Origin of the sequence: Xenophilus azovorans DSM 13620 (assembly GCF_000745855.1) — a bacterium.
Taxonomy (GTDB): Bacteria; Pseudomonadota; Gammaproteobacteria; order Burkholderiales; family Burkholderiaceae_C; genus Xenophilus; species Xenophilus azovorans.
Map to the genome: position 1 here is coordinate 1 of NZ_JQKD01000047.1, position 12,477 is coordinate 12,477.

The following is a 12,477-nucleotide window of genomic DNA, read 5'->3' on the forward strand; positions in this document are numbered from 1 at the left end:
CAAACACCCGCTCCCAGACACCAGCGGCGGCCCAGCGCGTGAAGCGCTTGTGCACGGTCTTGTACTTGCCGTAGCGTTGCGGCAGGTCGCTCCAGCGCGCACCCGAGCGCAGCACCCACAGCACGCCATTGACGAAGGCACGGTTGTCTGCGCCACTGCGCCCAGGGTCCGAGGCTTTGCCGGGCAGCAAACCCTCAAGACGCTTCCATTGGTGATCTGTCAGTTCGTAGCGGATCGGGCGAGACATTCAGGCTGGCTTCCTCCTGCCCGTATCGTCTCATCTCCCATGTTCGTCGCCCTGAATGTCGATTCAGCCTAGCGTATAGGACTTCATCCTTCCATGCCGCTTCTTTCGCGAGGACGATCTCCGTATCGTTGCGCCATGCAATCGCCTGCCGCCGGATCTCCTGCAACGCCCGCCCCCTCACGCCTGCTGGGCGACACCCCGCATGGCGGCTCGGTCCTCGCCTTCTACAGCCCCAAGGGCTCGCCCCGGCCTCCGCGCGTGGGCCGCGGCGAAGGCGTCTACCTCTGGGACGCCGACGGCCGGCGCTATCTGGACGCGACCGCGGGCGCGGTGGTGGCCAACATCGGCCACGGCAATCCCCACGTGCTCGCGGCCATGCAGGAGCAGGCGGCGCGGGTGAGCTTCGCCTATCCGCGCTTCTTCGAGAGCGAACACAACATCGCGCTGGCCGACCGCGTCTGCGCGCTGGCCGGCGAGGGCTTCGACCGCGCCTTCTTCGTTTCCGGCGGATCGGAGGCGAACGAGTCGGCGCTCAAGCTCGCACGCCACTACGCGGTGGTGAGCGGCCAGGGCAGCCGCTGGAAGGTGATCTCGCGCAACCCGAGCTACCACGGCTCGACCCTCGGCGCACTCGCCGTCACCGGCGACGAACACACGCTCTCGATCTACGGCCCGATGACCAGGCCGATGCCCAAGGTGCCGGCGCCGCTGTCGTACCGGCTGCCGGAAGGCCACACCGAGGAGAGCCATGCCATGGCCTGTGCCGACGAGCTCGCGCGGACCATCGAGCGCGAAGGGCCCGAGACGGTGCTCGCCTTCATCCTCGAGCCCATCGGCGGCCTGTCCACCGGGACGGTGGTGTCGCCTGCGGGCTACTTCGAACGCGTGCGGCAGATCTGCGACCGCCACGGCGTGCTGCTGATCTATGACGAGATCATGAGCGGCGCCGGCCGCACCGGCGAGTTCCTGGCGGCCCACCACTGGCGCGCCGCGCGGCCCGACATGGTGACGCTGGCCAAGGGCCTCGCGGCCGGGTACACCCCGCTGGGCTGCCTGCTGGCGCCCGACCGCATCGTCGATGCGGTGGCCGGCAGCGGCGGCTTCGTGCACGGGCACACCTACTTCACCAACCCGCTGTCGTGCGCGATCGCCAACGCGGTGATGGACGAGGTCGAGCGGCTCGACCTCGTGGCATGCGCCCGCGAGCGCGGGCTGAGCCTGCGCCGGCGGCTGGATGCGCTCGCGCAGCGCTCGCCGCTGGTGGGCGACGTGCGCGGGCTGGGCCTGCTCAGTGCCATCGAGCTGGTGGCCGACAAGGGCTCGCGCCGCGCGCTGCCGCCAGAGTTCAACGCCCCCGCGAAGCTCACCGCGCACGGCCTGCGGCACGGCATCGCGCTGTACAACCGCCGCGCCAACCTGGGCGCCTTCGGCGACTTCCAGATGATCACGCCGCCCCTGACGATCAGCGAGCCCGAGCTCGACGAGCTGGTCGAGCGCCTCGAACTCGCCCTCGCCGACCTCGCCGACGAGGCGGCCCGCCTCGGGCTGGTCTGAGGCCGTGCTGCGGGCGGCCCGGAGCCGCGCCCGGCCCGTGCCGCACGGCCGTCTCCCTCCCTTCCTGCCACCCCGCCTTCACCAAGGACGACCCATGATGCTGACCGCCCTGCCTCGATTCACGCTCGCCTGCGCGAGCCTCGCCTTTGCCTGCGCGGCCTTCGCGCAGGTGCCCTCGGGCAAGGGGCCGCTGCGGCTGATCGTCGGCTACCCCGCGGGCGGCTCGGCCGACGTGCAGGCCCGCACGCTGGCCGACAAGCTCTCGGCCGAACTGGGCGCGCCGGTCGTGGTGGAGAACCGCAGCGGCGCCGGCGGCCAGATCGCCGCCGACTACGTGCGCGCCGCGCAGCCCGACGGGCTGACCGTGCTGCTGGCCAACATGCACATGATGGTGATGCTGCCGCTGACGTCGAAGTCAGTGCATTACGACCCGGTGAAGGACTTCCGGGCCGTGGGCCGCATCGCCAGCTTCTATGAAGGCATCGCCGTGCCGGCGACGCTGCCGGCGAGCAACGTGCGCGAATGGCTCGCCCTCGCGAGCAGCGACAGGTCCAGGGCCAGCTACGGCGTGCCGGCCGCCGGCAGCGTGTCGCAGTTCATGGGCTTTCGCCTCGGCAGCGACGCCAGGGTCGAACTCACCCCCGTGCCCTACCGCGGCGCGGCGCCGCTGGTCCAGGACCTGCTCGGCAATCAGGTGGCGGCCGGCATCACGCCCATCGCCGACCTCGTGCCGTACCAGCAGTCCGGCAAGCTCAAGGTGCTCGCCGTCAACGGCGTCAGGCGCACCGCGCTGCTGCCGGACGTGCCCACGCTCAAGGAACTGGGCCAGCCCCATTTCGACAACCTCGAATGGACGGGCCTCTTCGTGCCGGCCGGCACGCCGCGCGCCACCGTCGTCCAGTTGCACGCCGCGCTGGGCAAGGCGCTGGCGCTGCCCGAGGTGCAGGAACGGCTGGCCAAGCTCGGCAGCGACGCGAGCCCGAGCACGCCCGAGGAACTGTCCGCGCTGATCGCCGACGACCTCAAGCGCTGGGGGCCGGTGGTCAAGGCGTCGGGCTTCACCACGGAATGAGCCGGCCGATCCCGCCGCACCGCGCACTGACCGTGCCGGGCGTGCACGGCTACGCGAGCGCAAAGACTGTGCATGCCGGCGAGCGCATCGATTTCCACGTCAGCAGCGATCGGCCCTGCCGCATCGCGGTATGCCGGCTGGGGCCCGACGCCGACAGCCGCGACAGCGACACGGTCGTTGCCGACCTGGGCGTCTTGCCCGCACGGGTGCAGCCGATCCATCCCGGCTCCTACGTGCACGTCGAGCGCGGCCTGCCCGCCGCGCTGCCGCTGCCGGGGCTGACGCTGGAGTGCTGGGTGATGCCCTGGCGCTGCAGCGGCGAGCGGCAGGCGCTGATCACGCAGTACGACGCGCCGGCGGGATGCGGCTTCGGCCTCTTCATCGAGACCGACGGCACGCTGTCGCTGTACCTCGGCGACGGCGGCGCGAAGCAGGAAGCCGCGCTGCATGCCGGCACCCGCCTGGCCGCCCGGCGCTGGCAGCACGTGGCGGCGACATGGGACGGCCGCTCGGCGGCCCTGTGGATCGACGGCGCGTGCGCCGGCCGCTGGCCCGTGGCAGGCCCGGTGCGCCCGGGGCCCGCGCCGCTGCGGCTCGGCGCGGCCGGCGGCCCGTTCGGCGCCGACGCATTCGCCGACGTGGACCTGGCCCTGCCGGTCATCTACGAACGCGCGCTGTCGGCCGCGGAACTGGCCGTGCGGGCAGGATCGCGCGCACGGCAGTTGCCGGCAGACCCCTCGGTGCGCGCCTGCTGGCCGCTGCGCGAGGGGCGAGGCGACCGCGTGGCCGATGCCAGCGGCCACCAGCGCGAGGGCCGCATCGTCAACCACGGGACCTGGATGATCCGCGGCCCCGCCTTCGACGAAGACGCGCCGGAGGCCCGTCACGACCCGTTCGCCGCGCCGGGCCAGCGCCAGGGACTGCGCCTCGCCGGCGACGATCTCTACGACTGCCGATGGGCCGCCACGCACCGCCTGGCCGTGCCGGCCGACGCGCGTCCCGGCCTGCACGTGGCGCGGCTGCGCTTCGATTGGGAAGGGCGGGAAGCGGTCTACGACATCACCTTCCTCGTCAAGCGCCCCGCCGATGCGAAGCCGGCGCCGCTGCTGGTGCTCTGCGCGATGAGCAGCTGGCTGGCCTACGCCGCGACGCCCTTCGCGCGCAACCAGGTGGAAGACCCGGTCTGGCCGCGCCGCTCGACCGGCCTGCCCAACAGCCACCCGCACGCACCCGCCTTCTGCAGCTACACCTACCACCGGGCAGGCCAGCCCAGCTACTTCACCGGGCTGCGCATGCCCTGGCCCCATGCGAGTCCGGCCGCGCTCTACGACCCCGCCGGCAGCGGCTTCTCGCAATGGACGCGGCTGGAGCGCCGCCTGCATGCCTGGCTGGAGCGCGAAGGCTACGCCTTCGACCTGCTGGCCGACCTCGACGTGCACGCCGATCCCGGGCTGCTCGCGCACTACCGCACGGTCGTCGTCAACGGCCACAGCGAGTACTGGTCCACGCCCGTGGTGGACGCCTTCGATGCCATGCTCAGGCGCGGCGGACAGGCCCTGGTGCTCTCCGGCAACACCATGTACCTGCGCGTCAGCTTCGACGAAGACATGGGCGTGATGGAGCAGCGCAAGAACGAAGAGCGCGGCGCCGATCCCGACAGCGCCGAACTCCGGCCGCCCGCGGGCCCGTTCGGCGAAGAGTTCCACAGCCAGGACTGGGCACGCGGCGGACAACTGCGCGCCGTGGGCCGTTCGGCGGCAGGCATCATCGGCCTCGAAAGCGCCGGCTGGGGTTTCGCGGACGCGGACGACTTCGGTGTGTATCACGTGGCCGAGCCGGCCCATCCGCTGTTCAACCATCCCCATCGGCTCGGCCTCGAACACGGCACGACCTTCGGCCACGCGCCCGGCGGCGGCCTGCCGCGCGCCATCGGCCACGAATGGGACCTGAGCACCGCGACGCTGCTGCGCATGACGCGCGAGGGGCCGCCCGGCGCCGTCCTGCCCGAGCCGCCGCCCGGCCTGACCGTGATCGCCCAGGGCATCCGCCGGGTGCCGGGCGCGCTGGACACGTACCTCGACTGGCACTCGCGCGCCACCGACCCGCTCGGCGGCCTGTCGGCGGAGATGATCTACTGGGAGCGCCCCCAGGGCGGCCGCGTGTTCCATGCCGGTGCCGTCGGCGCCGCGTGGGTGGTGGGCAGCGACCCGGTGTTCGACGGCCTGCTGCGCAACGTGCTGCATCACTTCGGATGCCAGCCCAGATAGAACCCGTCTCCCTCGGGAGACATGCCGGAGCCGTCCTGATGCCAGCCCATTCCGCCCCCGAAGACCTCGGCGAACTGCTGTGGTCTCCCTCGCCCGCGCAGATCCGCGCGAGCCGCCTTCATCACTACCGGCAATGGCTGGCCGACGAGCGCGGCGTTCGGGCCGCCGACTACGAGGACCTGTGGCGCTGGTCGGTCGACGCGCTGGAAGCCTTCTGGCAGTCGGTCTGGGACTACTTCGACGTCGTCGGCGAGGGCGAGCGCGAGCCGGCGCTGTCGAGCCGGCAGATGCCGGGCGCGCGCTGGTTTCCGAACATGCGGCTGAACTATGCCGAGAACCTGCTGCGCAACGCCACCGGCGAGCGGCCCGCGATCATCGCGCGCACCGAGAACGCACCGCCGCGCGAAGTGAGCTGGGCCGAGCTGGAGCGCGACACCGCCGCGCTGGCGGCGCGCATGCGCGCCTGGGGCATCCGCCCCGGCGACCGCGTCGCGGGCTACCTGCCCAACTGGCCGGAAACCGTGGTGGCCTTCCTCGCCTGCGCGAGCATCGGCGCGATCTGGTCGAGCTGCGCGCCGGACATGGGGCCGTCGGTGGTGCTGGACCGCCTGCGCCAGATCGAGCCCTGCCTGCTGATCGCGTCGGACAGCCACGGGTACAACGGCGGGCTGCACGATCGCGCACCGCAGGTCGACGAGCTGCTGGCCCAACTGCCCAGCGTGCGGCGCGTGGTGCACGTGCCCGGCCCGCTGGCAAGCGGCCGGGCCAACGGCTGGCGCGACCGCGTCGACTGGGCGGATGCGGTGTCGGAGGCGGCGCCGCCGCGCTACGAGCGGCTGCCGTTCGACCACCCCCTGTGGATCGTCTATTCCTCCGGCACGACCGGCTTGCCCAAGGCCATGGTGCACAGCCACGGCGGCATCGTGCTCACGCACCTGAAGACCATGGCGCTGCAGCACGACCTGCGCCCCGGCGACCGGCTGATGTTCCTCGGCAGCACCGGCTGGATCGTGTGGAACCTGCAGGTGGGCGCCCTCCTCACGGGCGCGAGCATCGTGCTCTTCGACGGCCATCCCGCGTGGCCCGACGGCGAGTCGCTCTGGCGCTTCATCGACGCGCAGGGTGTCACGCTCTTCGGCTGCGGCGCGGCCTACCTCGTCGACTGCATGAAGGACGGCCTGCGCCCGCGCGACCAGGTGCGGCTCGACAGACTGCGCGCCATCAACGCGACCGGCTCGCCCCTGCCCATCGATGCCTACCGCTGGGTGTACGGCGCGGTCAAGCCGGATCTCTGGCTGGCTTCCATCAGCGGCGGCACGGACATCGCCTCCGGCTTCGTCGCATGCGCCCCGACGCTGCCGGTCCATGCGGGCGAGATCCAGTGCCCCGAGCTCGGCGTCGCGGCCTTCGCGTACGACGAGGAGGGCCGGCCGGTGGTCGACCAGGTCGGCGAGCTGGTGATCACGCAGCCCATGCCGTCGATGCCGGTGTTCTTCTGGGGCGATCCGGGCGACAGGCGCTACCGGGAAAGCTATTTCGACACCTTCCCGGGCGCATGGCGCCACGGCGACTGGATCCGCTTCACGCCGCGGCGCAGCTCGGTGATCTACGGCCGCTCCGACAGCACCATCAACCGCTTCGGCATCCGCATGGGCACGGCCGAGATCTATCGCGTGGTCGAGGCGCTGCCCGAGGTGCGCGACAGCCTGGTGGTGGACCTGGAGTACCTGGGGCGCCCCTCGTTCATGCCGCTGTTCGTCGTGCTTCAGGCGGGCGCGACGCTGGACGACGCGCTCAGGGAACGCATCCGCGCGCAGATCCGGACCAAGGCATCCGCGCGCCACGTGCCCGACGACGTGGTGCAGGTCGACGAGATCCCGCGCACACTGAGCGGCAAGAAGATGGAAGTGCCGGTGCGCAAGCTGCTGCTCGGCGCCCCGGCCGACAAGGTCGCGAGCCCCGACGCCATGCAGAACCCGGACAGCCTGCGGTTCTTCTTCCGCTACGCCGATGGCCGGCGTGCGTGAACCGGGGCGCGCGTCCCCGGCCGCCCTCCGTCACTCGATCTTCATGTCCAGCGCCTTGATCACCCGGCCGTAGCGCGCGGCCTGCCGGTCCAGGCGCTCCCGGGCCTGCGCACCCACCAGCGACTCGACGGTCATGTCCAGCCGCGACAGCGAGGCGCGCACGTCCGGCTGGGCCAGCGCGTCGACCACCGCGCGCTGCAGAACCGCCATGATCGGCTCCGGCGTGGCCGCCGGCACCATCATCACGTACAGCACCTCCACCTCCAGCGCCTTCAGGCCGGACTCGGCGGTGGTCGGCACGTCGGGCGCGAGCGGCGAACGCGCCGGGCTCGTCACCGCCAGGGCAGCGACTCTTCTCGCTGGCCGGCGCACCGGTGATCCGCCTGTGCGAGGGGCGCTACGGCGTGACACGGCGCGAGTTCCGGCTGCTCAGCCTGGTGGTCGAAGGCGGTGCCATGTCGCCGTCGAGGCTGAGCGAACTGGCGCATCTGGACGCCACGCGCTCGTCGCGGGTGGTCGCTGCGCTCGTGCACAAGCAACTGGTGCTGCGGGACGTGCAGCACGCCGATCGCCGGTGCGCCCTGATCGCGGCCACGCCCAAGGGCCGCGAACTGCATCGGCAACTGTTCCCGCAGATCGCCGAGATCAACCGGCGCATGGTGTCGGTGCTCGATGCGGCGCAGCTCGAATCGCTCGACGAGGTGCTGTCGACCCTCACGCACCATGCACAGGCGCTCAGCGATTCGATCTTCCTCGATGTCAGCGCGGACCGTGGACGGTGGCGAGGGCGCCGCACCGAGGACTGACGGCGGGCGGCGCCGCAGCGGATCGATGCAGGCCCATTGCCCATGCGGCTGGACACGGCGCGGCAGAGGGCACATCCGCGCACGAGGACCGCGCCGTCATCAGTAGAGGTTGCGCCGGTAGTCCTCGTCCAGCCCCTTGCGCATCAGGCCGGGGATGGACACCACGCCGCGGGCGAGCACCGCGCGCAGCCCGCGGGTTTTGTTGAGCCGGACGTGCGCCGCGAAGACGGCCGCGGGATCGATGTCCGCAGGCGGCGTGGCCGGCAGCGCCCAGGGCCGGGCGCGCGCCAGCGCCGCGCTCTCGCGCAGCGCGATCACCGGCGAGGCGAGGCTGGTCACGAGCCTGGGCATCTTGTCCTGCACCGCGAAGGCCTGCCGCTGCCGCGGGTCCGCGCCGAGCGATGCGCCGCCCTGGATCACCGCCACCCGCGCATGCCCGGGCACGACCAGCAGGGCGGCTGCGCTCGGCCGTGCAAGCAGGTTGCGCAGGCTGTCCGTGCGGCGGTTGCCGGGCCGGTCCGCGAAGCGCAGGCCGCCGTCGAAAGGCTGCGCCAGCAGGCCGGCAGGATCTCCCTTGGGGCTCAGGTCCGCATGCAGCTGCGCATCGGCGGTGGCCAGCGCCATGAAGCGGCTCTCGCGCACGAAGGCCTCGGCGTCGGCCGGCACGGCCGTGCCCGTGGGCCGCCAGAAATCCGAACGCAGCAGCGCCTTGGCGCAGTGCGCGTAGCACTCCTGGACCGCGACCACGGCAGCGCCGCCGTCCACGGCCGCCACCACGCCGTTGACGCGCAGCGTCTCGCCCAGGCCGGGCACCAGGAACAACAGGCCCGCGCCGCGCCCCGGCGCCGCCTGCTCCGGATCGTCCAGCGCCGCGCGCGGCAGGCGCAGCCGGCCTTCGTCGAGCGCCGTGGCGAAGCCCCGTTCACCGCCCGCGATCGTCACGTCGATCCGCTGCGCGTCGGCGAAGCCGGCAAAGGCCAGCGGAGACTCGGCGAGCCAGCGCCGCGCATGGGCATCCAGGTGATCGATCACCTTGAGGTCCACCGCCGCCGGCTTCGCGCCGACGGCCGCCTCCAGTTCGTCGATCGTGCGGATCGGTCCCTCCATGCGCGCCGCCTCAGTCATCGCCGGCACGCAGTTCGTACAGCGCGTAGAACGGCACGCCCAGCAGCAGCCGGGAAGCGGGCCCGATCACCGAGTACGGCCAGCCGTAGCCTTCCATCACCTGGTGGGTCGCCGCCAGCCGCAGGCGCGGATGCGGCCGGGTCAGATCGCGCGCACGCCTCGGCCCCCAGGCGATCTCGGCCCGGGTGTGCCGTACCGACGGGTGCTGCTTCGCCCGCCCTGCCGCCAGCCAGCACATGGCGTCGAAGGCGAACACCGAGCCCGGCGGCGCGCGCTCGCCGAACTCGGCGAGGATCGAGGACACGGCATCGGGCTGCAGGTACATCAGCACGCCTTCGCTCATCAGGAAGACCGGCGCTGCGCCGCGTCCGGGAGGCAGGCCGAGGCGGTCCCACCAGCCGAGCCGGCACAGGTCCACTTCGAGCAACTCGTGCCGCGGGCCGGGCGGCCCCAGGATCTCCCTGCGCAGCGCGATCACGTCCGGCAGGTCGGCATCGGTCATGCGGGCCTCGCCGTTGTCCAGCCACTGGAAGTAGTGGCTCAGGCCGCAGCCCAGGTTGACCACGCGCCCTGCCGGATGGCGCTTCAGATAGGCCTGCGCCAGGTCGCGGAAGACGCGCGTGCGGGACAGGATGCCGTAGACGCTGTGGCGGTCCTTCAGCCAGAGGCTGCCGTCGTCGCCGAGGCGGGCCAGCGCGTCGGCCGCGCAGGCGTCGTGGACGGCCATCCGCGGGAACAGCGTCTCGCCCAGGGCACGGGCCGCCAGGGGAATGCGCAGGGTGTCGCTGACCGCATGCGCCGCCACGGCGGCACCTGCCGGCAGCGGCGCAGCGTCGTGCGCAGAGGTGGGATGTATTCCGGCAGGGGCGTCACCCATGGGTGCTCCGAGAGGAGTGAGTGATTTGATTTTAAATGAGAATCGTTGTTATTTACCAGTGTGATCGGCTTCGGCCATGCCACGCGCGGCGCTCATGGCTCTCTGCTTCTCAGTGCCGTCCCTCCACCAGTTCGTCCAGTTCGCGATAGTCCGGCAGCGTGGTGTCGATGGCCCGGCCGCGCCGCAGCACCGTGCGGTCGAACTGGTGGCGCGCCAGCATTTCCGAATAGCTGCGCGCGCGCAGCACCATCAGGTCGGCCGGCATGCCGGCCTTCAGCACGCCGCGCCCCTGCAGTCCCATGATGGCGGCCGGCGTGGCGCTGGCGGCGCGGATCCAGTCTGCGAAGGGATGGTCCAGATGCAGGATCTTCACCGCCTGGGTGTAGGTGTCGAGCATGTCGTGGTCGCCGTAGGCGTAGAAGGGGTCGCGGCAGTTGTCGCCGGCGACCGCCACATCCAGGCCCGCGGCCTTCATCTCGTGCAGCACCGTCACGCCGCGCCAGCGCGGGGTGCGCACGGCCTCGCGGCTGCGGTCCTGCAGGTACATGTTCACCGTAGGCAGGCTCACCACGGCGATGCCCGCATCGCGGCAGGCGGCCAGCGTCTCGGCGATGAACTCGTCGGTCTGCAGCGCCAGCGAGGTGCAGTGGCCGCACAGGATGCGGCCCTTGAATCCCTGCGCCAGCGCCGCGCGCGCCACGCGGATCAGCGAGCGGGCGCGCGGGTCGGTGGATTCGTCCACGTGCAGGTCCACGTCCAGTCCGCGCTCGGCGGCCAGCCGCAAGAGGCGCGCCAGGCCCTCGTCCACCTCCGGCGGCGTCGGCTCGGCAGGATGGCGCAGCGAACGTGTGACGCAGCCCAGGTTGCCGCCGCTTTCGGCCACGATGTCGGCCAGTTGCACGCCCTCGTCGGTGAGGAAGATGTCCACCGGCGCGATGGACGAGGCCTGCAGATCGATGCGGCCGGCCCACGCCTCGCGCATGGCGCGGAACACCGGGAAGGAGATCTGCGCCTGCGGCGCCAGTGAATCGAGGTGCGTGCGGATCGCAACCACGCCCTTGGCATACGCGGTGCGCAGCGCGAAGTCCATGCGGCGCCGCACGTCCTCGGCGTGCCAGTGGGCGGTGCGGTCCTGCATCGTGGCCAGCGCGGCGCCCGCACCGTCGCCGGTCGGGTTCTGGCGGCGCGGCCAGATGTGGCCCTTGTCCAGGTGCGTGTGCAGGTCGACGAAGCCGGGCAGCACCAGCGAGGCGTCCATGTCCGGCCCGCGCGCTGCATCGGTGGCGCCGGCCGGTGCTATCGCGGCGATGCGCCCGTCTTCGACGGCGAGGTCCAGCGCCACCAGGTCGCCGTCGCCCGCGGGGCGCAGGTCGGCGGCCAAGGGATCGTCGACCAGGCAGCGCGGCGCGCGCGCATTGCGCAGCACGTAGCGCCCGCCGGCGGGGGGCGTGAAGAAGGCGTGCGTCATCCCGCCTTCCTGCCGCCGGAGACGAACTGCATCGTGTAGACCTCCTTCACGTCCAGGCCGGGCTTCTGCGCGCCGGCCGCGACCATCGCGTCGTAGAAGCCCTTCCAGCGCGCCTCGCTCATGGTGCCGATGCCCCGGGCCTTGGTCTCGGGTGTCTCGACGATGCCGTACTTCTTCATCGCGTCGATGGCGTAGGCGATGGTGTCGCTGCCCATCTGCGGGTTGTGCTTCTGGATCATGGCGTTGGCGGCCGAGGGGTCGCCGTTGAGGTAGCCGGCCCAGCCCTTGGCGGTGGCATCGACGAAACGCTGCACCAGTTCGGGCCTTTCCTTCACCATCTTCGGATTGGCGATGGTGACGTTGGCGTAGTTGTCGAAGCCCTGGTCGGCCAGCAGGTGCACAACCGGCTCCACGCCCGACTTGCGCGCGTTGAAGGGCTCGCTGGTCAGGTAGCCCTGCACCGTCACCTGCTTGTCCACCAGCCAGGGCGCCAGGCTGAAGGCGTAGGGGCGCAACTGGTCGTCGGTCATGCCGTACCTGGCCTTGAGCCACAGCCAGTAGGTCTGGCGGCCGGTGGTGGCGACCATGATCGGCTTGCCCTTCAGGTCGGCCAGCGTGTCGTTGCCCGTGCCGGGGTGCGACATCAGCACGCGCGGGTCCTTCTGGAAGAAGGCGGCCACGGCGACGGCGGGCATCCTGTCCTGCGCGAAGGCGAAGGCGCGGTAGCTGTCGGCGTCGGCGAAGTCGCAGGTGCCGGCCACGAAGAGCTGCACCACGTTGACCTGCGGGCCGCCGGGGCGGATCTCGACGTCCAGCCCGTGCTCCTTGTAGATGCCGGCGGCCAGCGCCTGGTACAGGCCGCCGTGCTCGGCCTGCGCCAGCCAGCCGGTCTGCACGCTGATCTTGGTGAGGCCCTGCGCCGTGGCGCGCGGCAGGAAGGCGGGCAGGTGCGACACCACGGCAGCGCCGCCGATCGCGGCGATCGCCTTGCGGCGGGAGAGGCGCGCAGCGCCGGAAGAGAAGACGTTCATGGC

11 protein-coding genes are annotated in these 12,477 nt (G+C 71.8%); 5 read left to right on the top strand and 6 right to left on the bottom strand.

Annotated elements, in window-relative coordinates; all coding sequences use genetic code 11:
* The coding region (locus Q392_RS21060) for an IS5 family transposase (RefSeq protein ID WP_038211956.1) at nt 1-247 on the bottom strand (247 nt) is incomplete at its 3' end.
* A 135-nt stretch (nt 248-382) separates the two neighbouring features.
* Between Q392_RS21060 and Q392_RS21065 the strand changes: the two genes are divergently transcribed.
* The 4 genes from Q392_RS21065 (at nt 383) to Q392_RS21080 (ending at nt 7,167) form a co-directional block, all read left to right on the top strand.
* Nucleotides 383-1,801 carry an aminotransferase family protein gene (locus Q392_RS21065; protein ID WP_038211902.1) on the top strand — a complete coding sequence of 473 codons (1,419 nt, stop codon included), beginning with the start codon at nt 383-385 and terminating at the stop codon, nt 1,799-1,801.
* A gap of 94 nt (nt 1,802-1,895) precedes the next feature.
* Nucleotides 1,896-2,873 (top strand): Bug family tripartite tricarboxylate transporter substrate binding protein, encoded by a 978-nt coding sequence (locus Q392_RS21070; RefSeq protein ID WP_038211904.1) that lies wholly within the window; start codon nt 1,896-1,898, stop codon nt 2,871-2,873.
* Nucleotides 2,870-5,140 carry a LamG domain-containing protein gene (locus Q392_RS21075; RefSeq protein ID WP_038211958.1) on the top strand — a complete coding sequence of 757 codons (2,271 nt, stop codon included), beginning with the start codon at nt 2,870-2,872 and terminating at the stop codon, nt 5,138-5,140. The genes Q392_RS21070 and Q392_RS21075 overlap by 4 nt, the downstream gene beginning before the upstream one ends.
* Nucleotides 5,141-5,178: 38 nt before the next feature.
* Nucleotides 5,179-7,167: an acetoacetate--CoA ligase gene (locus Q392_RS21080; RefSeq protein ID WP_038211907.1), complete on the top strand. Its 1,989-nt coding sequence runs from the start codon at nt 5,179-5,181 to the stop codon at nt 7,165-7,167.
* Between the two features lie 30 nt (nt 7,168-7,197).
* On the opposite strand, the gene Q392_RS21085 is transcribed toward Q392_RS21080, so the two are convergent.
* Nucleotides 7,198-7,578, bottom strand: coding sequence for a tripartite tricarboxylate transporter substrate-binding protein (locus tag Q392_RS21085; protein ID WP_084217282.1), 381 nt, complete (start codon nt 7,576-7,578; stop codon nt 7,198-7,200).
* Here Q392_RS21085 and Q392_RS21090 point away from each other — a divergent pair.
* A complete protein-coding gene (locus Q392_RS21090) occupies nt 7,542-7,973 on the top strand; it encodes a MarR family winged helix-turn-helix transcriptional regulator (RefSeq protein ID WP_051953816.1) in 432 nt (143 codons plus the stop codon). The two genes, Q392_RS21085 and Q392_RS21090, sit on opposite strands and share 37 nt — an antisense overlap.
* A gap of 99 nt (nt 7,974-8,072) precedes the next feature.
* Here the strand turns inward: Q392_RS21090 and Q392_RS21095 are convergent, their stop codons facing one another.
* From Q392_RS21095 to Q392_RS21110, 4 genes are all read right to left on the bottom strand, one after another.
* The gene (locus Q392_RS21095; RefSeq protein ID WP_038211910.1) at nt 8,073-9,080 is read right to left on the bottom strand and encodes a pyridoxamine 5'-phosphate oxidase family protein; all 1,008 of its coding nucleotides are present in this window, start codon (nt 9,078-9,080) and stop codon (nt 8,073-8,075) included.
* 10 nt (nt 9,081-9,090) lie between these two features.
* Nucleotides 9,091-9,975 carry a class I SAM-dependent methyltransferase gene (locus Q392_RS21100; RefSeq protein ID WP_084217284.1) on the bottom strand — a complete coding sequence of 295 codons (885 nt, stop codon included), beginning with the start codon at nt 9,973-9,975 and terminating at the stop codon, nt 9,091-9,093.
* 109 nt (nt 9,976-10,084) lie between these two features.
* A complete protein-coding gene (locus Q392_RS21105) occupies nt 10,085-11,443 on the bottom strand; it encodes a cytosine deaminase (RefSeq protein ID WP_038211916.1) in 1,359 nt (452 codons plus the stop codon).
* Nucleotides 11,440-12,474 carry an ABC transporter substrate-binding protein gene (locus tag Q392_RS21110; protein WP_051953817.1) on the bottom strand — a complete coding sequence of 345 codons (1,035 nt, stop codon included), beginning with the start codon at nt 12,472-12,474 and terminating at the stop codon, nt 11,440-11,442. Before Q392_RS21110 ends, Q392_RS21105 begins: the two co-directional genes overlap by 4 nt.
* Nucleotides 12,475-12,477: the final 3 nt, after the last annotated feature.